The sequence below is a fragment of the Acidaminobacter sp. JC074 genome (genome assembly GCF_022496765.1).
Classification (GTDB): Bacteria; Bacillota; Clostridia; order Peptostreptococcales; family Acidaminobacteraceae; genus JABXKX01.
Genome location: NZ_VANV01000007.1, coordinates 113,060 through 136,996, shown reverse-complemented (window position 1 = coordinate 136,996; position 23,937 = coordinate 113,060). Strand labels below are relative to the sequence as shown.

Below are 23,937 nucleotides of genomic sequence, written 5' to 3'. Positions count from 1 at the left end.
AAAAATATGAGTGTAACTATGGAGAAAATCGTATCATTAGCAAAATCTAGAGGTTTTGTATTCCCAGGTTCAGACATTTACGGTGGTCTGGCAAATGCGTGGGATTATGGTCCATTAGGCGTTGAGCTTAAAAACAATGTTAAGCAGTTATGGTGGAAGAAGTTTATCCAACAGTCGCCATATAACGTTGGTATGGATGCAGCGATTTTAATGAACACACAAACATGGGTGGCTTCAGGTCACGTTGGTGGTTTCAATGATCCATTAATGGATTGTAAAGCTTGTAAAACACGTTACAGAGCCGACCAATTAATCGAAGAGTACATGGTAAGAAAAGACTGTGTTCAGGTTGTAGAAGGTTGGACAAATGAGCAGATGGTTGATTATATTGAAGAAAATGAAATCAACTGTCCAAACTGTGGTAAAAGAGACTACACTGGCATTCGTCAGTTCAACTTAATGTTTAAAACACATCAAGGTGTAACAGATGACAGCTCAACTGAAATATATTTAAGACCAGAGACTGCACAAGGTATCTTTGTCAACTTCAAGGCTATCCAAAGAACGTCTAGAAAGAAAGTACCATTCGGTATTGGTCAAATTGGTAAATCTTTTAGAAATGAAATCACACCAGGTAATTTTACTTTCAGAACGAGAGAGTTCGAACAAATGGAGCTTGAATTCTTCTGTAAGCCAGGTGATGACTTAGAGTGGTTTGCATACTGGAAAGATTTCTGTATGAACTGGTTAACAGATTTAGGTATGAAGCCAGAAGCTTTAAGATTTAGAGACCATGGTGAAGATGAACTATCTCACTACTCTAATGCAACAAGTGATATTGAGTTCTTGTTCCCATTTGGTTGGGGTGAAGTTTGGGGTATTGCTGACAGAACGGACTTCGACTTAAAGCGTCATTCTGAGCATTCAGGTACTGAACTCAACTATGTAGATCCAGTAACAAATGAAAAGTACATCCCTTACTGTATTGAACCATCTGTAGGTGCTGACAGAATTGCTTTAGCATTCTTAATCAATGCTTATGAAGAAGAAGTATTAGAAGATGAGTCTACAAGATCTGTACTTAAGTTCCATCCAGCACTTGCACCATTTAAGGCTGCTGTATTCCCATTATCTAAGAAGCTAAAAGATGAATCTTTAGAGGTTTATGAAATGTTGGCAGCGCACTTTAATGTAGAATACGATGAGTCTGGTTCTATTGGTAAGCGTTATAGAAGACATGATGAGATTGGTACGCCATTCTGTATCACTTTTGACTTTGAATCTTTAGAAGATAAGTCTGTTACAATTAGAGATCGAGATACTATGGAACAAACAAGAGTAAAGATTGAAGACCTTGTGAAGTATATAGGTGATAAAGTAGCATTTTAAGTTTAAACTCTGTGTTTTTCACAGAGTTTTTCTTTGGTTAGAAAACTTGTTTTCGTGAATAAGGAAAGGCTAGATACCTTAAATTATTCTGAAATATGATGCACCATTTCCTTAAAAGCTATGATATAATATGGTATATTGAAAAAATCGTGATATTTTTATCAAAAAAAGTCTGTACAAATTATAAATGATGTGACATAATGAATTAATCAACAAATATGATGCACTATATACAGTATGTATGATGATATACTTCGAATAGTGCATCACATATACTTATTCGTTGGACACACATCAGCTTTTAAGGAGGGAGTATGGAGTTTAATGAAAGGCAAAGGCATATCATTGATATTGTTCAGAAATATGAACCAATAACCAGTGAGAAGATTGCAACGCTTTTAAATGTGACACGTTCAACGCTAAGAACTGATTTATCGATATTAACAAAGATGAATATTCTAGAGGCAAGACCTAAGGTGGGTTATTGCTTTGTTGGTGATACCCTTGAGAGTCAAGTGGTGAATGAAGTCACAAAAACGAAGGTCCAAGACATTATGTCTAGATCTGTTGCAGTTGATGAAAAGGTCTCGATTTATGATGCTATAGTAACCATGTTTTTAGAAGATGTCGGTACCATATTTGTTTTATCAGACAAATGTCTTGCAGGCGTTATTTCTAGAAAGGATTTTATTAAGTCATCTATTGGCGGAGCTGATATGAAGTCCATGCCAGTGGGTATAATCATGACGAGGATGCCTAATATCCATGTCGCACTTGAAGATGAATCTGTTGTTCATGTAGCCAAAAGACTTATGGACCATGAAATTGACTGTATGCCAGTTGTAAAAAAGACAGATGATCAAGCATGTGAAGTGATTGGCAGGATATCAAAGACCAACATAACAGAATTTTTTGTTGATATATTTAATCAGTAGGAGGTAATATGGGTAAGTATGTGATTTATATTGTATCAGACTCTATTGGTGAAACTGCAGAGTATGTTGCTCGCGCGACTGCGGCTCAGTTTGACAGAGAGTATGAAATTGTTAAGTTTCCTTTTGTAAGAGAAAAGTCTCAAATCGAAGAAGTCGTAGAAGAAGCAGAGGCTCACAAGTCAATTATTCTTTATACTACAGTTATAGATGAGTTTAGAGAATTATTAACGACGCGTTGTAAGGCATTAGATATTCCTTGTATCGATGTGATGAGTACAGCCATGCATGCATTCCAAAGCTTTTTAGGATTAGAACCTAAACATGAACCAGGCATTATTCGTAGATTAGACGAAAAGTACTTTAAAAAAGTAGAAGCAATAGAATTTGCAGTAAAATATGATGATGGTAAGGATCCTCGGGGTATAAAGAAAGCAGATGTTGTTTTACTAGGTGTATCAAGAACGTCAAAGACGCCACTTAGTATGTATCTCGCTAATAAAAACCTAAAATGCGCGAATGTACCGTTGGTACCTGAAGTGCCGGTCCCAAAAGAAGTGTATCAAATACCTAAAGAGAGAATCATTGGACTGACAACAAATCCTATTAAACTTAACGAGATAAGACAAGAACGTTTAAAGGCACTTGGCTTAAGTGATACTGCCACGTACGCAAATCTTGATCGTATATTGGAAGAACTCGATTATGCAGATAGAATAATGAAGGAAATAGACTGTCCGATCATTGATGTTGCGACAAAAGCAGTTGAAGAAACAGCCAATATTATTATTGAAATAATGAAGGAAAACCATAGCGAGTAAAATAAGGGCGCTTTGGACTTCATTAGGGAGGTAGAAATGGTTAAGTTTGTTTATGCTTTTGAAGAAGGTAACAAAGAGATGAAATCTGAATTAGGCGGTAAGGGCGCTGGTTTGGCTGAAATGAAAAAAATCGGCCTACCTGTACCGGATGGATTTACAATCTCGACCAAAGCGTGTATGAATTACTACGAGAATAATAAGAAGATCTCAGAGGATATGAAAGAGCAAATCGAATCCTATCTAAGTGATCTTGAAACGAAAACAGGCAAAACATTGGGTGGTAAGAATCCCTTGTTGGTTTCTGTTAGATCAGGTGCGGTTATTTCTATGCCTGGTATGATGGATACCATACTTAATTTAGGTTTAAATGACGAAACCGTGGAGATTCTTGCTGAAAATAGTGACCCTGTTTTTGCATTTGATGCATACAGACGTTTGATACAGATGTTTGCAGATGTTGTACTAGGCATTGAAAAGTACAAGTTTGATAAAATCTACCAAAGATTTAAAGAAAAGAATGTTGTCAATCTTAGAAAGATTGTAGAAGAGTTTAAGGGGGTTGTATTAAAAGAAACAAGATCCCCATTCCCGCAAGATGCAAAAGAGCAGATGTACCAAGCTATCAATGCTGTATTTGAATCATGGAACAATCATAGAGCCATAGTTTACAGAAAGATCAATCAGATCCCTGATGACTTAGGTACTGCTGTCAACATTCAAGAGATGGTCTTTGGTAATACGGGGGAACGTTCAGGTACAGGTGTTGCATTTACAAGAAACCCATCGACAGGTGAAAATGGTGTTTACGGTGAATACCTATTAAACGCCCAAGGTGAAGATGTTGTGGCGGGTATACGAACACCAAAACATATTTCTACACTAGAAGAATCTTTGCCGGAAGTATTCAAGCAGTTTATAGATGTAACAGATGTCTTAGAAGCACACTACAAAGACATGCAAGATATTGAGTTTACAATTGAAAATGGCAAGCTCTTCTTATTACAAACTAGAACGGGTAAACGTACAGCTCAGGCTGCAATAAGAATTGCTGTAGATATGGTAAAAGAGGGTGTTATTGATAAAACAACAGCTATTATGCGTGTTGAACCTAATCAGATTCACCAACTCTTACACCCAACATTTTCAGAAGAGTCTAAAGGAAAAGCAAAAGCATTGGCTGAAGGTCTACCAGCATCTCCAGGTGCTGCATCAGGTAAAATCTACTTTGACGCCAACAGGGTAAAAGAAGCGGTTTTAAGTGGTGAAAAGGCCATCTTAGTCAGAACAGAAACATCACCAGAAGATATTGAAGGTATGATTCATGCAGAAGGTATTTTAACGTCACGTGGTGGTATGACTTCACATGCGGCCGTTGTTGCAAGAGGTATGGGTAAATGCTGTATAGCAGGTTGTCATGATGTGGTTGTATCAAGTGACCATACTCAAATGATCATCGATGACAGAACTTTTGTAGAAGGCGATGAAATCTCATTAGACGGTACAGCTGGTATTGTTTATGACGGTATCATTGAAACTGCTGACGCGTCACTTTCAGAAGAGTTTAATACCTTAATGGCTTGGGCAGATGAAAAGAGAATATTAAGAGTACGTGCCAATGCAGATACTGTACATGATGCATCCATTGCACTTAAGTTTGGTGCTGAAGGTATTGGTTTGTGTAGAACTGAGCATATGTTCTTTGACCCAAGTAGAATCATGGACATGAGACGTATGATCTTGGCTGAGTATAAAGAAGATAGACTCAAGGCTTTAGATAAGTTGATGCCTTATCAGCAAAAAGACTTCTATGGTTTATTTAAGCTGATGAAAAATCTACCGATTACCATCAGGCTTCTAGATCCACCGTTACATGAGTTTTTACCACATACAGATGAGGAAATATCAGTTCTTGCAGACATGGTGAAAAAGCCTATGGGAGCCATTAAAGAGCGTATCAAGAATTTAGAAGAAGTCAATCCTATGCTTGGCCATAGAGGTTGTAGACTTGGCATAACTTATCCTGAAATCTATGAGATGCAAGTTAAGGCTATCTTTAATGCGGTATGTGACTTACAGGATGAAGGTATGACCATTGAGCCTGAAATCATGATTCCTCTAGTAGGTTTTACAAAAGAATTGTCTCTTATGAAGACCCTTGTTATCGAAACAGCTCATAAGGTACTTGAAGAAAGAAATCACACTTGTACATTTACAGTGGGCACTATGATTGAAGTGCCAAGAGCAGCTTTAACAGCAGATGAAATTGCAAAAGAAGCAGAATTCTTCTCATTTGGTACCAATGACTTAACTCAGATGACTTTAGGTTTCTCTAGAGATGACTCTTCTAAGTTTATCCATGAGTATGTCAACCATAAGGTATTTGATGTGGATCCATTTGAAAGTGTGGATCAAACAGGTGTCGGTAGATTGATGGAGATTGCTGTCAACTCTGGTCGTTCTTTTAAGGCTGATATGAAGATGGGTATCTGTGGTGAGCACGGTGGTGAGCCAAACTCTATCCATTTCTGTCATAAGATTGGTCTTAATTATGTTTCTTGTTCACCATACAGGATTCCAATTGCTAAATTAGCAGCTGCACAAGCGGCGTTAAAATAATATCAGTAAGGTAGCCGTGCTACCTTACTTTTAGGTGGAGATTGTTTCAATTAGTTTTATACATAACTTCTGCTTTCAATATCTGTTAAACTATTTAGAAATACAAAGGAGGCAATTATGAAATTTGAAGTTTACAAAACACCATTTGACTTCTATCCAGAAGTTCAATCGTTCTTATACAAAAATGAAGTGACCAATTCTTTGATGATTGGCATTTTAAAGAATGCCAATAAAGAAAGAGATTACAGTCAAGACTTTTACTGTTTAGGTCATGACAAGGAAATTAAGATAGTCATGGTTATTAGTGGACTGCATATTATAATTGCAACAGAGGATGCTTCCTCTTTAAAATCGGCTGCTGATTTTGTGGCTAAGGCTGATTTGAAATATCCAGGTGTTATTGGACCGAGACCTTTTGTAGATCAGTTTGTAGAAGCGCTTAATCAAGTGGACTCTAAAAGCTTATCTCTGATGATGTCACAGAGAATTTACAGACTAGATAAGGTAGATGAGATTAATAAGCCTAGTGGTTATATGAGATTTGCTAGAATGGAAGATTTAGACTTATTAATTGACTGGACGATTGAGTTTGCCTTTGAAGGCACAATCGATCGAGAGGTAATTAGAAAAAATAGAAAAGCTGATATAGAAAACAAGACCATGTTTATTTGGGATGATAATGGTGCGGTTTCCATGACTGCTCTTAGACGTTCAGTAGGTGATGGTGTCACTGTAAGCATGGTTTATACACCAGATCACGAGAGAAGAAAGGGCTATGCCACTGCTTTAGTTGCAGAAGTCAGTCTCTATGCTCTAAAAAGTCATAAGTACTGTTCTTTATACACAGACCTTTCAAATCCAACTTCAAACAGCATCTATCAGAAAATTGGTTACAGACCGATTGTTGATTCTGCACTATATACACTAGAGTAGTCCTTTGACTGCTCTTTACTTTATGGAATTTTAATATAAGAAAAAAGGGTATTTGTCTACATTTGTGGTATAAATACTATAAGGAGGTGACCAATGAATTTAAGAGAACGCGCAGAAGCATTTGAGCTCGTACATTTATCAGAACATGCATGTTTATCTACTCAAAGTAAAGGTCGTAGTATTGAAGAAGAACAATGTGACGTTAGAACTGTCTTTCAAAGGGACAGAGACCGTATCACACATTCAAAGGCTTTTAGACGTTTGATGCATAAGACACAAGTTTTTTTATCACCAGAAGGTGATCATTACAGAACACGTCTAACCCATACACTAGAGGTATCTCAAATTTCAAGAACCATTGCTAGAGCACTCAGTTTAAATGAAGACTTAACTGAGGCCATCGCGCTTGGACATGATCTTGGTCATACACCTTTTGGTCACTGTGGTGAAATGGCTTTAAACGACATTCATAAGTATGGTTTTAGACACAATGTACAATCCTTAAGGGTTGTAGATATTATAGAAAAAAGAGGGCAAAGAGAGGGCCTTAACTTAACAGATGAAGTGCGTGATGGGATTTTAAATCACAGCGGACCTAATGTGCCTTATACACTTGAGGGACAAATCGTTAGATTAAGTGACAGAATTGCCTATATCAATCATGATATTGATGATGCTATTAGGGCTGGTGTCATGACCTTGGATCAAATTCCCTCGGCTTACATCGAGGCCTTTGGTGATACTTCTTCTAAGAGAATCAACAGCATGATTATGAACGTTATAGAAAACTCAACAGATAAACATGAAATTCAAATGTCACCAGACGTTTATGAACTCATGTTAAGACTGAGAAACTTTATGTTTGACAATGTTTATTTAAATGAAATTGCCAAGGGTGAAGAAAAGAAGGCTAAAGTCATTGTAAAAACTTTGTATCAATATTTGATTGACAATCCACAGTACCTTAAAGAGGAGTACGACAGATGCAGCTCAGGAGATGAGTTTATTGTCTGCGTTAAGGATTATATTGCTGGTATGTCAGACAGATACATCATCAATAAATACTCTGAAATATTTATTCCGAAATTTTGGAGATAAAAAAAGGGTTTTTAGTTTTTATGGCGAATTTAATAAATTCAAAGCTCAATCGGGTTATCTAGATGTTAATATATATTGTAGTATTTTCCAGCAGTCATACAATATATAGTGGATAATTCGATATTTTTTCGAAAAGAAAAAAGGGTTTTTGGACTTTGTGCAGAATATAAAATAAAAGACGCACATAATATTTAGAGAAAAAGGTGGTTAAATGGGACGTTATGTTAATAACATATCTGAAATCATTCTAGATGCCATTGATCTAGAGGCATTGATATCAGAATATGTTACTTTAAAACGTGCAGGATCGAATGTAAAAGGTTTATGTCCTTTCCATAATGAGAAAACACCTTCTTTTGTTGTGTCAAAGGACAAGCAGTATTATCACTGTTTTGGTTGTGGTGCTTCAGGCAATGCCATAGGCTTTGTCATGGCCATAGAAAACATGGACTTTCTAGATGCCATTGAATTTTTAGCAGAAAAAGCCCACCTGGATTTAGACCAATACAGAGAAAAAGGACAAAGCAATTATAAACCTCAAAATAAAGATTTGAAGAAAAAATATTTTGAGATTACAGGACATGCCGCTAGGTTTTTTTATTCTAACTTACGTAAGGATGAAAAGGCACTTACTTATTTTAAGAATAGAGGTATTTCAGAAGACATCCAGAAGAAGTTTGGACTGGGCTATGCCAGGGACGAATGGCGTGACATCTTAGATTATCTGGCAAGACCACCCTATAAGGCAGAAGAGCTTGAAAAGGTTGGACTTGTTATAAAAAAAGATAAGAAGAATGATTATTACGATCGTTTTAGAGATCGCGTTATGTTTCCTATTATCGATGTGCAAGGTAAAGTTGTTGGTTTTGGTGGTCGTATTATGGGGGATGGACAACCCAAATACTTAAACTCACCAGAAACACCAATTTTCAATAAATCTAATACATTATACAACTTAAACTTAGCAAAAAATGAGTTATCAAATGAAAAAATCCTAATTGTTGTAGAAGGCTACATGGATGTTATTGCTCTTTACCAAAATGGTATAAGAAATGTAGTAGCAACATTAGGAACGGCCTTGACGTCTAATCATGGTAGACTTCTAAAAAGATATGCTGATGAGATTGTTATCGCTTATGATTCTGATGAAGCAGGTCAAAAGGCGACTCAGCGAAGTGTAGACATTTTAGAACAAGCTGATTTAAAGGTTAGGGTTTTAATGTTAACAGATGGTCTTGATCCAGACGAATACATCAAAACTTATGGTGTAGAGGCATTAAAGAGCAAAATCAACAAGGCGCTTTCATATGTGGATTATCAAATAAAGCTTTTAAGAGATAAGTACAATTTAGATTACGAAGATGACAGAAGGCGTTTTTATGAGGATGCTTCAAAGCTTATTGGGCCTATGCCTGAATCGCAAAAGAAGCTAAGGCTTATTGAAGAAGTAGCCAAGTGGACACATACGGACTTAGACTATATGAAATCTAGTTTGATGAAGAGACCACAAACTGCTCCTCAAGAGCAAAACTTTGCTCCGAAACCTAAAGTATCTGGAAAAAGAACAAAAATAAAGACAATTGAGACAAGACTCATGTATTTATCCTTGCTAAGTAAGAAAAATTTTGATAAAATTTTTAAGTTAGTGCAATTTGAAAATTTGCAAGATCCGATTGCAAAAAAAGTGCTGAATTTCCTAAAAGGTTATTATCAGGTCATGGATAAGTTTGAAATTGAATCATGTATCGATCATCTGGGTATAGATGATATAAAGTACATACAATTGGTATTAGAAAAATCCGTGGAGCCTGTTGATATTGAAAGAGAAATTCAGGTCAATGCAAAGAACTTCGAAAGCGAAGTTATCAATCACAAGATCATCATGGTCATGAATAAGATGATGAAGATCAAAGAGTCCGATGAAATTTCTAAAGATGAAAAGGACAAACAGTTGAAACGTTTAAATGTACTTTTAGTAAATTTAAAGGAAGAACAAAAGAAGCTTATGAAGGCTTTGGGAAGATAGAAAGGAGGGTTTCATGAGTAAGGCTGTATCGCAAGAGGAAATGATAGAACGTATTGCGAAAGTTGGTGCAGTAAAGAACTATATCTCTTACACTGAAATCAATGACCTATTAGAAAACGTGAAAGTAAACCTAACGAGTATTGACGTGGTGTATGAAGCGTTAGAAGAAAAGGGGATTGAAGTCATCTCTGACAAGGAGAAGGCTAAGAGAGAAAATACTGAAGAAGATAGCAAAGAAGTTGCAGAAGACCTTTCTGTTCCTAAAGGTGTTAGCTTAGATGACCCTGTAAGGATGTACCTTAAAGAAATTGGTAAAGTACCACTTCTTTCTGGTGATGAAGAAATCAAGCTTGCTCAAGAGATGGAAAATGGCTCTGAGTATGCTAGACAAAAGCTCTGTGAAGCAAACTTAAGACTGGTAGTAAGTATTGCCAAAAGATATGTTGGTAGAGGTATGTTGTTTCTAGACCTTATCCAAGAAGGTAACTTAGGTCTTATCAAGGCTGTTGAGAAGTTTGACTGGAGAAAAGGTTACAAGTTCTCGACTTATGCAACTTGGTGGATCAGACAGGCTATTACTAGAGCTATTGCTGACCAAGCTAGAACCATTCGTATCCCAGTACATATGGTTGAAACAATTAACAAGTTAATCAGAGTAAAGAGACAATTGATTCAGGAGTTAGGTAGAGATCCAGCGCCAGAGGAAATTGCTCAGGAAATGGATATGCCTGTAGAGAAGGTAAGAGAGATCTTAAAGATTGCTCAAGAGCCGGTTTCGTTAGAAACACCTATTGGTGAAGAGGAAGATTCACATCTTGGTGATTTCATTCCAGATAGTGATGCACCAGCACCTGCTGATGCAGCGGCATTCTCAATGTTAAAAGAGCAGTTAATAGAAGTACTTGATACTTTAACACCTAGAGAGCAAAAGGTTCTTAAATTAAGATTTGGTCTTGAAGATGGTAAGGCTAGAACGCTTGAGGAAGTTGGTAGAAGATTTGAAGTAACTCGTGAGAGAATTCGTCAGATTGAAGCTAAAGCATTAAGAAAGCTTAAGCACCCTAGTAGAAGTAAAAAGTTAAAGGATTTCTTAGAGTAATCATTACGGCAGACATAGTCTGCCTTTCTTTTTAAGGAGTATTATGAAATTAACCAATAGATTACAGGCGATTGCAGAACTGATTGATAAGGATGTTGTTGTAGGTGACATCGGTTCGGATCACGGCTATTTAATGGCCTACTTAATAGAAAAAAATATCATTAAAAAGGGGATTGCCTCTGATATCAATGAAGGACCAGTAAGAAACTGTGAGGAAACTGTCAAAAGTCATGGTTTTACAGATCAAATTGATGTCCGTTTAGGTGGTGGTCTTTTACCATACAAGAAAAACGAAATCCATACGGCTGTTATAGCAGGTATGGGTGGTCAACTTATAAGAGATATCATTCTTGAATCTAAAGTTGCAAAGACTGTGGATACTTTTATCTTACAGCCAATGACAGGCCAGGATGTTCTTAGAAGATGGTTGGTTGAAAACAACTACAACATCATAAAAGAAGTCATTGCAAATGAACAAGACAGATACTATGAGATATTAGTGGTCAAGCATGGCAAGCAAGATAAGACCATGTCAGACTGGATGATTGATATTGATATGGATGATGATTTAATATATGAGATTGGCTTTAAAATGATGATGTCAGATGACTATAAAGGTTTTATTGACAAGAAAATCAAGAAGTATGAAGTCATCAAATCAAACATTGAAAAACATAGCAAGGTTTCTGATAAACTAGATCAAGTGAAACATAACTTAGATAAATTGTATGAGGTGAAAAAATGCATACAAATATAAAAAAGGTTATAAAGATCATGGACCAGATTGCACCCAGACACTTAGCTGAGTCATGGGACAATGTTGGTCTACTTGTTGGTGATGAAAATAAGATGGTAGAAAACATCTTAGTGGCTTTAGAAGTAACGGATGAAGTTGTTGAAGAAGCTATAAATAAGAACATTGATCTAATCATTACCCATCACCCTTTGATTTTCAAACCACTGAAACAGATCAATACGAATGATCCAATCTCTAAGATGGTTTTGAAGATGATTCAAAATAACATCAACTTATTTTCTGCTCATACCAATTTGGATATATCCGAAGTAGGTACCTGTCATTACCTGGCTGATTTATTAGAGTTAGATAGGGTAGATTATCTAACTACGAGTCATGAAGATAACTTATATAAGATCAACTGCTATGTACCGGAAAGTCATTTATACATTGTAAAAGAAGCCTTGTTTAAATCAGGTGCTGGTCAGTATGAAAACTATGATTCATGCGCTTATGAAGTTAAGGGACAAGGACAATTTAGACCACTAGAAGGTGCCAGTCCTTTTGTAGGTGAAGTAGGGCAAGTTGAAACAACTGAAGAAGTTCGACTTGAAGTTATTATCAACCGAAATGATTTATCAAATGCCCTAAGTGCCATGATAAAGGCCCATCCATACGAAGAGCCTGCTTATGATGTGATAAAAACTGAAAAGAAGATCAATCAAAAGGGTATTGGTGTCTATGGCTACACAAGTACAACTATAAAAGAACTTTGCAAAGAGTTAAAAGATATTTTAGAATGTGATCATCTAAAAGTGATTGGTGATGTAAACAAGAAAATAGCCTCTGTAGCCATTGTTACAGGTGCAGGAAGTGATTACATTAAAGCTGCATCTAAGAAGGTAGATGTCCTAATTACAGGCGATATGAAGTACCATGAAGCTCACTATGCTAAGCAAGTGAAGCTAAATGTCATTGATGCAGGTCATTTCGAAACTGAAAATGTGTATATGCCAAGACTTAAAACTTTGCTAGATATAAATTTTGAAAAGAAGTCTTATGATATCAATGTCATGGTGTCTGAAACAAATATCAACCCATTTCAGTTGATTTAATGTGAAAATTATTGTATGATAGAGTTCGAGTTTAACAGTTGATCGCATGCGAAAGCATGAGGAAAGTCCGGGCTCCATAGAGCAGGGTGCTGGCTAACTACCAGTGAAGGCGACTTTAAGGAAAGTGCAACAGAAATAAACCGCCTACTTTTGTAGGTAAGGATGGAACGGTGAGGTAAGAGCTCACCAGCATATAGGCGACTATGTGGCTATGTAAACCCCACCTGGAGCAAGACCAAAATAGGAGTTGGAGGGAGGCTGCTCGTTTCCCGTCCGGTATGGTAGGTTGCTTGAGCCCATACGGTAACGATGGGCCTAGAAAGATGATCAATCGCGACAGAACCCGGCTTATCGTTAAACTCGAACCTTTAAGAACACTTGCGGTCACAGCAGGTGTTTTTTGTTGCTAAAAATAGAAGTTAACAAACTTTTTTTGTATTTTTGTATAAGTTTCTAGCAAAGTTTCATTGATTTGAGTGATTGAAATGTTGATGGTCAAAGTAAAAAACTGGAGAGGTGTTAACTGGACAAGGGCAATTGTCGAAACAGTGAGATAGGAATATTACCATTTTTCAGTATGGATATTTCCTATATTTTGATTACTATAAATAGTATTATTTAACTACGGATTTATCATTTCGTTAATGAAAGGTCCTAGCAAACATATTATAGGAGGGGAACATGAAGAAATTTATTTCATTACTGTTAGCACTTGTACTTTGTTTTTCAGTAATAGGTTGCAGCAATTCGCAAGAGGCGAGTGTTGAGAGTAATGTCAGTGAAGCTGGCGGAACAGAAAAAATTAAGTTAAAGGTTATGATTCTAAGTGAGGATTCAAACCGTCAGGCAATTTATCAAGACTATTATTCTGCGAAGATTGGGAAAGCGTTTCCAGATTATGAAGTGGAATTTGAACTACCAGGATCAGCAGAGAACTATACATCAAAGTTGACTGTATATAATGCTTCAGGCACTTTACCAGATGTATTCTGGGGTGGCGATGTTGTTTATCAATCAGGCAATGCTTTACCTTTGACAAAAATCATTGAAGAAGATGGTTTTCTTTCGAACTACAGTAATCCAGCTGCATTAATTCCTGCACCAGATGGTGAAATATACTGTCTAAGTAGTGGTACAGATTCATTTTTTGCTGGACCAATATTTTATAACAAAGAAATCTTTGAAAAAGAAGGTTTAGAAATGCCAGAATCTTATGAAGAGTTAAAGACTTTGGTAACAACTCTAAAAGATAAAGGTTATGTACCGATTTCAGCTACAGGTTGGGCTGTTAAAAACTTCTTGTTTGCAGATTTATTATCAGCAAGTGAAGATGATGGTTTAACTATGGCAAGATTACAATCAAAAGAAATCAGTTTTGAAAGTGAAGCAGTTTTAGAAGGTGCAAGAAAATTACAGGAACTATCAGCTCTTGGTGCTTTCCCGGTTGATTTAACATCGATCGAGCAACAAGTTCATGAGCAGTTATTCATTGATGGTAAGGCTGCTATGATTTATCATCCGATCTGGGTATACCCAGCAATTGAAGCTGCAGATTTTGAAATAGGTTTCGGTTACTTACCGGAAGTATTTGGTAACAAAACTGTCAATGCGTGGGGGTCTGCTACAGCAGGTGGCTTCATGGTTGCAAAAAATTCTAAACACCAGCAAGCAGCTGTTGAAGTAGCTGAATGGTTATCTATGCAAGATGCTGATTATTGGACTAACGTTGCAGGTAATGCGACTGCAATTAAAGGATTTGATGCATTGCCAGAAGGTGCGCCAGAAGTTAATCAATACTTTTATGACAAGATCAGAAGTGAAGAGTCTAATGTTTTAGCGAACTTCCCTACAAACTACTTTGACTCAGCTACAATCGCTGAATATGAAACAAGTGTAGAAAAACTAGTGACGGATCAAATTACACCTGAAGAATTTGTTGAGATTATGAAGGATTTGTACAACTAGAAAAAGATAAATTAAATAGTTTGTAACTTTATTCTAAGCAATGACAAATCAGTCATTGCTTAGATTTTGAAATCAATTTCACTTTTATGCAAACTATCTTATAAAAATAGAATGAAAGAGGAACTTATGGCAATACAAGAGGCATCAACTTTAAAGTTTCAAGAAAGAAGAAACTCTAAAATATCAGCCACAAAATTAAAAAAGAATCTTACAATATTGTTGATGATTTCACCTTCGTTGATAGTCTTTTCATTATTCATCATCTATCCACTGGTTGTGACTGTAATCCGAAGTGGGTTTGAATTTAATGGCTATCAATTAGGAAACTTTATTGGTATAGACAACTATGTAAAAGCATTGACTGATGAAGTGTTTTGGAGAACAAACTTCAATACATTAAAAATGCTGGCAGTTCAGTTGCTGGTTTGTGGACCGTTATCTTACATGCTTGCAGTCTTAATCAACAATCGTCCAGAGCGATTTAGAAAATACTTTAAAATAGCTGTTTTCTTACCAGCTGTTTTGAATGTTGCAGTAATAGCATTGATGTGGAAAATGATGTTTCAACCTGAATGGGGAACATTAGATGTTATTTTGAGAAGCATAGGATTAGAACGTTTTATTATCCCTTGGCTAACACACAAACATTTTGCAATATGGATTATTGGATTTGTTGTTTTGTGGCAGTATATCGGCTTTAACATGTTGTATTTCTATGCTGGTTTAAGAGCGATACCAAACTCTTATTATGAGGCCGCAGAAGTTGCAGGTGCATCCTTCTGGCAGAAAACAAAGTCGATATCAATTCCATTGACTCAAGAAATGATCAAGTTTGTATTGATTATTTCAATAACAGGTACCATGCAGATATTTACCCAGATTCAATTAATGACTAATGGTGGACCTGGTGATTTAACAAGATCCTTGGTTTATCAAATGTACTATACAGCATTTAAGCTTCAAGATTTTGGTTTAGCAGGTGCCATATCTGTTATATTTGCAATTGAAACATTCTTGATGGTATTACTTGTGAACCGTTTTGTAGCAAGAGAAAGAATTGAGTTAAAGTAGGTGAGAAGATGAAAAATAAGAATTCAAAAATAGTTACAATACTTCTTGTGATATTTGGACTGTCAACACTGTATCCAATTATTTGGATGGCACTAAACTCCTTCAAATCAGCTCAAGAAGTCATTGCAAATCCAATTGGATTGCCTTCAAGTTGGAATTTTGACAATTACATTAATGCCATAAAAGCATTTGATTTTGTTAGATACTTTGGTAACAGTATCATCTATACAGCGGGAACCATTATTTTAACTTTAATTTGTTCTACTTGGTTTGCCTATGCGACTTCACGTATAGAGTTTAAAGGCAGTGGTTTTCTTTACCGATTCATACAGTTAGGTTTGGTAGTACCTATGTCGATCATTGTATTGGCACTGTATGTATTGTTAGGTGATTTGGGATTAAAGAATACCTACATTGGCACAATTTTAGTTTACACAGCCAGTGCTTTGCCAATGAGTTCGTTGATTCTATATGCCTTTATGAGGGGGCTACCAAGAGAATTAGAGGAAGCAGCTTATATAGATGGCTGTGGCATTTTCGGTGCCTTTTATAGAATTATATTACCTATGGTAAGATCGGCGATTAGTACAGTTGTTATCATCGTATTTATGCAATACAGTTGGAATGAATACTTTACAGCCTTTATTACCATAGATGATGTCAAAATGCGGCCTATAGCTGTTGCCATTGGCTACTTCTCGACATCACGTGGTACTGAATGGGGCATGCTGTGTGCAGCACTTGTTATTACAAGTATTCCAGCAGTCATTATCTATTTGATGGGTAGTGAGAAAATCGAAGAAGCACTTACGGCAGGTTCTGCCATGAAATAAATACAAGCCACAAGCTCTTTAATGTTTTAGTTGAACTCATATTGAATTATAATAGTCTTAAGGATTAAATACGATTTTCAATAACTTAAACGGAGATGTAAGTATGAAACTAAGTAGCAAGATATTTCTATACAGTACAATTATAGCAGTCATAAGTGGCAGCATTATTATGTGGTTTTCAGGACTTTCTTACAAGAACTACAGCATTGAAAATGCTCAAAATTTAGCCAACTCAGAATTAACACTGATTACAAACAGTATTGATTTACTTGTTGAAAGTGTCAATGAGAAGACAATTGATATCATCATTGACAATCGAACTCGAAAAACACTATCAGACTACAATAATAGAAATATTGATTACGCTACAGCAAAATCAGAACTGTCAGATATCATCATAGAAAATTTGGGCATCACAAAAAAAGTTGCTGGATGTGATGTTGTTTCTATAGATGGAACAATTATTGATGTCAGTCCTTATGATGATGACGACGTTCATGAATTAATAAATGAAGTTATACCAAATGATGAAAACTTTTCACTTAAATGGCATGGTCCTTACAGTGTTGAGCACTATAACGGCTTAACCTCATCAGTCATGGTTATTACCAAGAATGTTTATGATTTGGATTCAACAAAGCTTCTTGGAAGAATCTATCTTTATGTTGATATGGAAAATTTTTCCGGTATCTATAGAGATTCCTTGGAATACTCTGATGCAAGGGTATTTCTAATCAACAATCATGGGAAAGTGGTTTTAAGCTCTGATGAGAGCATTTTGGAATATTCGATAGATGAGATAATTGATATTCCTGTAGAGACAATCAACTCGTCAAATGATAAGAACTATGAGATCCGAGATGACAATGTTTTACACTATATAAGCTTAAAGGAAATATCTTTTTTAGAGTGGCATATTGTAAGTGATATTCCAATGCATAACCTTCAAAAAGCTTACAGAGAATTTTTTAGATTGACCATGCTTCTAATGGCGATTGTGCTTATAACTGTTATGATAACAAACAGAATTTTATCCAACAGTATTACCAAAAATATCAGGTCATTGGTTCAAGTTATGAAACGTATAGACAAAGGTGAAAGAGAGTTACGTGCTGTCAATTCTAATTCTTATGAAATGTCTGTCTTAAATGATACTTTTAATCAGTTTATGGATACCAACGACAGATTGATGGAAGAAAACTATCAGAAGCAAGAAGAACTCAGGGAACTTGAAATCATGCTGATACAAGCACAAATCAAACCTCACTTTCTATACAACGTTTTGTCTATGATCAGTAATTTTGTCAAACTCGATATGAAAGAAGAGGCCATCAGTTCTATTAACTCATTGGCAGCTTTCTTTAGAATATCTCTTAGTGAAGGCAATGAGTATATCACTGTTGAACGAGAAATACAGTTGACAAAAAATTATTTGATAATACAGAAGTATCGATATATAGATGTCTTAGATTATGTCATAGAAGTTGATGAAAACGCAAAAGCTTTTATATTACCAAAACTTCTGATACAACCAATTGTAGAAAATGCCATTTATCATGGTATCAAGCCTAAACTCTCTAAGAAATCTTTTGTTAAGATATGTGTTTCTGTAGAAGATCAAGATGTGGTGATTGTCATATATGACAATGGTGTTGGCATGAGTCCAGAAAAGTTAAAAGATGTACGAGATAGATTATCGTCTGAAAAAAATAAAAGTTTTGGTATTTACAGCGTACATACTAGGATTAAACTTTGTTATGGTGAGCCATATGGACTGACAATTGAGTCTCAAGAAAATCAGTTTACAAGAGTGACCCTGAGAATATCTGCTAAGGAGTTGAGCTAAATGAAAAAAGTGATAATCGTTGATGATGAATATTTTGCGCGATTAGCTTTAATAAAGTCAGTTGATTGGGCATCATATGGTTTCAAAGTAGTTGCTGAAGCAGAAAATGGGAAAGATGCTTATCAAGTTATTTTGGAAGAAGCACCAGAACTCGTGATTCTAGACATCAATATGCCTTTTGTAAATGGCTTAGAGCTTCTAAAAAAGGTATCTGAAAAGAAACTTCATACCAGATATATTCTTTTGTCTGGTCATTCAGAGTTTGAATATGCCAAAGAGGCTATCAAGTATGGTGTAGAAGCTTATCTGCTAAAACCTTTGGTAGAAGAGGAGCTTCAAGAAGAGTTGATACGCATTGGCAAAGCCATAGACGATGAACGAAAGATCCTTGAGTTGGATGCAAAGTATCTGGAGATAGCGGAAAAAGATTGTCTTAGGAAGTTACTTGCAGGTAGATTAAAAGAACCTATTGAAAAATCAATGCTGCCTAACTTGAGAAAAGCTTTTGATAAGTATATGCGTGTTGTGTGTGTTTCATTGAAATCAGATACAGTAAACGAACCACATCTCCTGCAGATGGTATCTGAAAGGATTGATAATGCATCGAGCGATTTAAATATGGTACATTGTTTTTTGGATGATCTAATAGGCCTAGTTCTTTCTAGTTCGAAATCTGAAAGTCTTGCTGAGGATAAAATTGAGCATATGTTTTTATCGACATATGAAGATATAATGACTATGGCACAAGTTAGAAGTTGCTCTATTGGTATCAGTGATATGTACACAGGCATTGAACTGACTGCAAAAGAATTCCAAGTTGCAAAACTAAACAACTTAGAAGGTGAGGGCGTTAAATTATCTAGACATGGTGAACTGGGTAAAATAGACTTATCGGATCTTATTAGGATATATGTTATTGAGAACCTGTCTAATCCGGACTTTGCCATTACAGACATCGCAGAAAATTTTAATTTCAGTTACGACTATACATGTCGGATTTTTAAAAAGAATATCGGTATCAGTCTAGGTGATTATATTTTAAAAGTGCGTATGGAAGAAGCTCATAAGCTTTTGATAAAAGAAGAAATTAAAACCACTGAATTAGCACTAAAGTGTGGCTATTCTGATCCGGGATATTTTTCTAAAGTGTTTAAAAAATACTTTGGTATGACGCCAAAAGGCATGCGAAAAAAAATTAATAATGGAGAATAAAATGTATAAAATTGAAGAATATCATAGTAGGAGCATTTGCCCTGAAAATCCAACGGGTGGCAAAGGTATGGCAGCTCAAGCAGAACCCAATCCTAAGTGGCCTGCAAGAAATTTAGGCGTAGGATCTAAGTGTGCACCCTTTATTGAAATAGAAGCGCATTCAAGGGTTACATTAGGTGAAATATCAGACTCAGGTGTCATTACGAGTATCTGGATAACAGGAGAAGTGGATAGAGGTTTGATACTTCGAATGAACTGGGATAATGAAGAAATTCCGAGTGTAGAAGTACCATTAACAGATTTCTTCTTGTATGGTTTTCACCCTGCACATAATATACAAGAGGATAATTGGAATGCAGGACCTGATTATACCGTTAACTCATCTCTAATGTGTGTTAATCCCAATAGAGGCTTAAACTGTTTCATTCCAATGCCCTTTTATAAACATGCAAAGATTACACTGGAAAATAGAAGCAGTATGAAAAAAGGCATCTATTATCAGATCAATTATCATCTTAAAGAACACAAAGAAAAGATTGGTTATTTTCACGCACAGTATAGAAGTTCTAAGCCTGTAATAAAAGGTCAAGACCATGTTCTACTTGAGACAGATGGTAATGGTCAGTACATTGGTTGTGCAATGTACGTAGGACTTAACCGTAATAGAAACTGGTGGGGAGAAGGCGAGTTTAAGTTTTTCATGGACAATGATGAAACCTATCCTACCATTTGCACCACAGGTTTGGAAGATTATTTTGGTGGCGCTTTTAACTGGGATATACAAGGTGAATATAAATGTTATCAAACACCTTATATGGGCATGCCTTATGTTTATAAACCTGATGGCTTATATCAGATTCAACAAAGGTTCTGTTTGTACAGATGGCATGTAATGGATCCGATTCGTTATCATGAAAATTTAAAAGTAAGTGTACAATGTCTTGGATGGAAAATAAGTGATGATGGTAAGAACAACAAGGATTTCTTATACCGAGAAGATGATTATATCACGGTGGCCTATTATTATCAGGATACTGTTAATAAGTTAATTGTGCCATTACCATCGCATGATGATATACAAGCAGATTAAGTATAGGAGAGATGATGGAAGAACTTAAACTACAGGAATTGAGTCATTATCTAGATAAAATTAACATATCAAATATTGGTGGTAATAAAGCAGAGCTAGAGCTTACAAAGATAAGTTCGGAAATATATGAGCTTCATGTAGCCTTCAATCTTGATAAAACCATCTTTCAAGATGAGTGGCAGTTAATAATCCATCCTTCATTTAAGCCCAGTTTTAACTGGGCACCCCATTTAACACCTAAAGAAGGTATGGTAGCTGACCAGCACAGTTTTAAATCACCTGGACTTATTGCCAGTGATGATAATAAAATGCTAATCATGATACCGAAGATTGAGTTAATAGATCCAAGTAAAGCCTACAGATGGTATATGGACTCTGATGCAGAAAATAATCAGCTGATACTTGGAACTGCAGAAACTCAAGTCAAGGGGCATGTTTTTTTTGAGAAAAAATTAGACACTAAATATGAAAAAGGTAATCATCAGTTTGGATGTTATTTAATAGTTACGGATGATCCTGAAAAGATTAAAAACCCTTTTAGGCTTATTTTGGCTTTTCTTTGGGAAAATCATGGTAGTAAGTTATATGCAGCTGAGCAGCCTATAAAGGGTGAAATGGACCACTTTATTCGTTACACCTATGATTGGGCTTTTGATAAATGGAAGGATGCAGTATGGCAGGAGTTTACTTTGAATAATGTTTCTGTTGGAGCGCCTACATTTATCGTTAATTACTCACAGAGCCCTAATTATGATGGGGTTTATTTTGAACGTGAAGATAAATCCATATGGAATCAAGCCTGGTTCAGTTCTTTGAGATCGGCTATAGGCATGTACAAGTATGCCGTTAAAACTGATGATGAGGAACTTCTTGATAAAGCAAGAAAGATGAAACGTTTGGCTTTATCTGCACCACAAGATCAAGGTATTTTTCCAAGTGTGATTGCAACAGAAATGGAAGATGTACTAATAAATGATCAAAAGGTAAGACGCTCAAAAGGATGGGCAACACATTATTGGGGTAACTCTAATAGAAATCCTTATTCAGATCAGATAAAATCATCCCCTTATCATGTTCTTGATATGAGCTGGACATGTTTTTTAATGTTGCGATGGTATGATGAGTTGGAGGAAGACCCGTCTCTATTAGAATATGCAGTAAACTATGGTAAAGCTCTTGTAAAATTACAAGACAAAGATGGTTTCTTTCCTGCATGGTTGGATATAGAAACACTAGAACCATTAAGTATGTTGGAGCAATCACCCGAAACTTCAATGTCTGTAACGTTCTTGATGAAACTTTTTTCGATTACGAAAGATAAGATTTTCTATGAAGCAGCTCTCAAGGCCATAAATGCAGTCTGTGGCGAGATTATTGATGATGGTAGGTGGGAAGATTTTGAAACCTACTGGTCGTGCAGTCAGTATGGTGCAGATAATTTAGTTGGTAAAAAAGTAAAAAGAAATAACCAATACAAGCAGTGTAACTTTTCTATGTTCTGGACAGCAGAAGCTTTGTATCATTGTTATATGATGACTGAGGAAAAAAGATATTTATCCTATGGACAGAGATGCTTAGATGAGATGTTAATGAGTCAAGCTTCTTGGCAACCGCCTTTCATACACGTTAATACCTTTGGTGGTTTTGGAGTGATGAACTGTGATGGTGAATGGAGTGATGCTAGACAAAGTTTGTTTTCTAAGCTAATAGTACAGTATGGCCTATTGCTTAACAATAAAGAATATATAGAAAGGGGCATTGCCGCATTAAGATCATCATTTATTATGATGTATTGTCCAGAGAACATGAAAACTAAAGAGCAATGGGAACTGAAATGGCCATTTTTCTCTAAAGAAGATTACGGATTCATGATGGAGAATTATGGTCACGATGGTACAGCATTAAGAGATGGCACTGGTATGGGAGAGTTCACAATTTTTGATTGGGGAAATGGTGCTGCTGTAGAAAGTTACATGAGCTTTGATGACTTAGCAGATCAGCTAAAAGATTATCCTCATTTTCCAAGTAAGTTGTTATAAAAAGTTTTGATTAAGTCCTAATTCGTTAGGGCTTTTTTCTATGGGAAGTTGTGAGTATATAAAATAAAATCCATTTATAAAGTATAACTATTGACTATGTATTGAATCCTTTCCATAAATGTTTTATTATTATCTTTGCAGCTAAAGGTAAGGAGAGACGAAATGAATTATATGCATAAACTAAGAATCATTTTATTGGTTCTACTGATAACCACGATGGCTATGGGATGTACAGATCTTGAGGGGCAGCAAGCCGTTCTATTGGATGACAGCATCTTTGAAGGTTATGAACTCATTGAAGTCGATGGTGGCGATCTGTCAGGTGATCGAGAACCTAATGTTGTTGTAGATATCGGTTTTGGTGACAGAGAATACTATGCTTTTACAAATGAATATGGACAGCTAGTTAAGGTGGTTGCCTCAGATATCATCTTACAAGATGATGATGCTGAGCCAGTACTTTCTACCGGTAGATATTTTTCTGATGAAGCCAAAGTACCCGGTGTGGAGAGTAAAACCCTAGATGAGGGTCATATAATTGCAGATAGCCTTGGCGGTGTGTCTAATGCTTATAACATAACACCACAAAACTCCACACTAAACAGACATGGCGACCAGGCTTATATGGAAGATGCTATTAGAAAGGCCGGTGGGTGTAGAAACTTTGAAGCCATCATTACATATCCAGATAATGAAACACAGATACCCAGCCATTATAAGTTTACCTATACACTTAAGGGCAAGGTTATAGTAGATGAATTTGATAATATTAATCCTGATGAAGCCAACAAAGCTTTATCCATAGATAGTGATGTTAAAATAATAGAATTAGACAAGAAGTTAGAATATATTATACTTAAAAATATTGGTTCAGATGATATAAATTTAAAAGATTGGAAACTTGTTTCAGTTAGAGGCGATCAAACTTTTATTATTCCAGACTTTTTATTACAAGCAGGAGAGACTGTAAAAATTGGAGATTCAGCCACAAATGAAGATGTAAATTTTCATTGGCTAGATGGTTCTGGTACTTGGAACAACAGCAAATCAGACCCAGCAGAACTCTATAATGACCAAGATATTTTAATGGATAGATACGATGATAATTAAGTATAG

General features: G+C 35.9%; 18 protein-coding genes and 1 other RNA gene. All 19 read left to right on the top strand.

All coding sequences use genetic code 11. From position 1 onward, the window contains the following. The first annotated feature begins 6 nt into the window (after nt 1-6). The 19 genes from EZV73_RS09050 to EZV73_RS08960 all read left to right on the top strand — a co-directional run bounded on the left by EZV73_RS09050 (nt 7) and on the right by EZV73_RS08960 (nt 23,931). Nucleotides 7-1,389 carry a glycine--tRNA ligase gene (locus EZV73_RS09050; RefSeq protein WP_240839970.1) on the top strand — a complete coding sequence of 461 codons (1,383 nt, stop codon included), beginning with the start codon at nt 7-9 and terminating at the stop codon, nt 1,387-1,389. 314 nt (nt 1,390-1,703) lie between these two features. Further along, nucleotides 1,704-2,324, top strand: a complete 621-nt coding sequence (locus EZV73_RS09045; RefSeq protein WP_240839969.1) for a helix-turn-helix transcriptional regulator — start codon at nt 1,704-1,706, stop codon at nt 2,322-2,324. An 8-nt stretch (nt 2,325-2,332) separates the two neighbouring features. Further along, on the top strand, nt 2,333-3,142 hold the full coding sequence (locus EZV73_RS09040) for a pyruvate, water dikinase regulatory protein (RefSeq protein ID WP_240839968.1): 810 nt from the start codon (nt 2,333-2,335) through the stop codon (nt 3,140-3,142). Between the two features lie 36 nt (nt 3,143-3,178). Continuing rightward, nucleotides 3,179-5,758: a pyruvate, phosphate dikinase gene (gene ppdK, locus EZV73_RS09035; protein ID WP_240839967.1), complete on the top strand. Its 2,580-nt coding sequence runs from the start codon at nt 3,179-3,181 to the stop codon at nt 5,756-5,758. 117 nt (nt 5,759-5,875) lie between these two features. Continuing rightward, entirely contained in the window at nt 5,876-6,691 is an 816-nt protein-coding gene (locus EZV73_RS09030) for a GNAT family N-acetyltransferase (protein ID WP_240839966.1), read from the top strand. 93 nt (nt 6,692-6,784) lie between these two features. Then, nucleotides 6,785-7,789: a deoxyguanosinetriphosphate triphosphohydrolase gene (locus EZV73_RS09025; RefSeq protein ID WP_240839965.1), complete on the top strand. Its 1,005-nt coding sequence runs from the start codon at nt 6,785-6,787 to the stop codon at nt 7,787-7,789. 211 nt (nt 7,790-8,000) lie between these two features. Continuing rightward, nucleotides 8,001-9,815: a DNA primase gene (gene dnaG, locus EZV73_RS09020; protein ID WP_240839964.1), complete on the top strand. Its 1,815-nt coding sequence runs from the start codon at nt 8,001-8,003 to the stop codon at nt 9,813-9,815. A 13-nt stretch (nt 9,816-9,828) separates the two neighbouring features. Continuing rightward, nucleotides 9,829-10,914: an RNA polymerase sigma factor RpoD gene (gene rpoD / locus EZV73_RS09015; RefSeq protein ID WP_255813082.1), complete on the top strand. Its 1,086-nt coding sequence runs from the start codon at nt 9,829-9,831 to the stop codon at nt 10,912-10,914. A 43-nt stretch (nt 10,915-10,957) separates the two neighbouring features. Further along, entirely contained in the window at nt 10,958-11,671 is a 714-nt protein-coding gene (locus tag EZV73_RS09010; RefSeq protein ID WP_240839963.1) for a class I SAM-dependent methyltransferase, read from the top strand. Further along, complete coding sequence (locus tag EZV73_RS09005; RefSeq protein ID WP_240839962.1) at nt 11,656-12,765, top strand: Nif3-like dinuclear metal center hexameric protein; 1,110 nt, start codon at nt 11,656-11,658, stop codon at nt 12,763-12,765. Before EZV73_RS09010 ends, EZV73_RS09005 begins: the two co-directional genes overlap by 16 nt. Nucleotides 12,766-12,791: 26 nt before the next feature. Then, nucleotides 12,792-13,132: RNase P RNA component class A (rnpB, locus tag EZV73_RS09000), an RNA gene on the top strand. Between the two features lie 314 nt (nt 13,133-13,446). Beyond that, entirely contained in the window at nt 13,447-14,730 is a 1,284-nt protein-coding gene (locus EZV73_RS08995) for an ABC transporter substrate-binding protein (RefSeq protein WP_240839961.1), read from the top strand. 126 nt (nt 14,731-14,856) lie between these two features. Then, nucleotides 14,857-15,801, top strand: coding sequence for a carbohydrate ABC transporter permease (locus EZV73_RS08990; RefSeq protein ID WP_240839960.1), 945 nt, complete (start codon nt 14,857-14,859; stop codon nt 15,799-15,801). Between the two features lie 8 nt (nt 15,802-15,809). Beyond that, nucleotides 15,810-16,634 carry a carbohydrate ABC transporter permease gene (locus tag EZV73_RS08985; protein ID WP_240839959.1) on the top strand — a complete coding sequence of 275 codons (825 nt, stop codon included), beginning with the start codon at nt 15,810-15,812 and terminating at the stop codon, nt 16,632-16,634. A gap of 103 nt (nt 16,635-16,737) precedes the next feature. Then, the gene (locus EZV73_RS08980) at nt 16,738-18,480 is read left to right on the top strand and encodes a sensor histidine kinase (protein WP_240839958.1); all 1,743 of its coding nucleotides are present in this window, start codon (nt 16,738-16,740) and stop codon (nt 18,478-18,480) included. Further along, nucleotides 18,481-19,692, top strand: a complete 1,212-nt coding sequence (locus tag EZV73_RS08975) for a response regulator (protein ID WP_240839957.1) — start codon at nt 18,481-18,483, stop codon at nt 19,690-19,692. A 1-nt stretch (nt 19,693) separates the two neighbouring features. Further along, nucleotides 19,694-20,782: a glycoside hydrolase family 172 protein gene (locus EZV73_RS08970; protein ID WP_240839956.1), complete on the top strand. Its 1,089-nt coding sequence runs from the start codon at nt 19,694-19,696 to the stop codon at nt 20,780-20,782. 14 nt (nt 20,783-20,796) lie between these two features. Beyond that, nucleotides 20,797-22,821: a hypothetical protein gene (locus tag EZV73_RS08965; protein WP_240839955.1), complete on the top strand. Its 2,025-nt coding sequence runs from the start codon at nt 20,797-20,799 to the stop codon at nt 22,819-22,821. Between the two features lie 162 nt (nt 22,822-22,983). Next, on the top strand, nt 22,984-23,931 hold the full coding sequence (locus EZV73_RS08960) for a lamin tail domain-containing protein (protein ID WP_240839954.1): 948 nt from the start codon (nt 22,984-22,986) through the stop codon (nt 23,929-23,931). Nucleotides 23,932-23,937 lie beyond the last annotated feature (6 nt).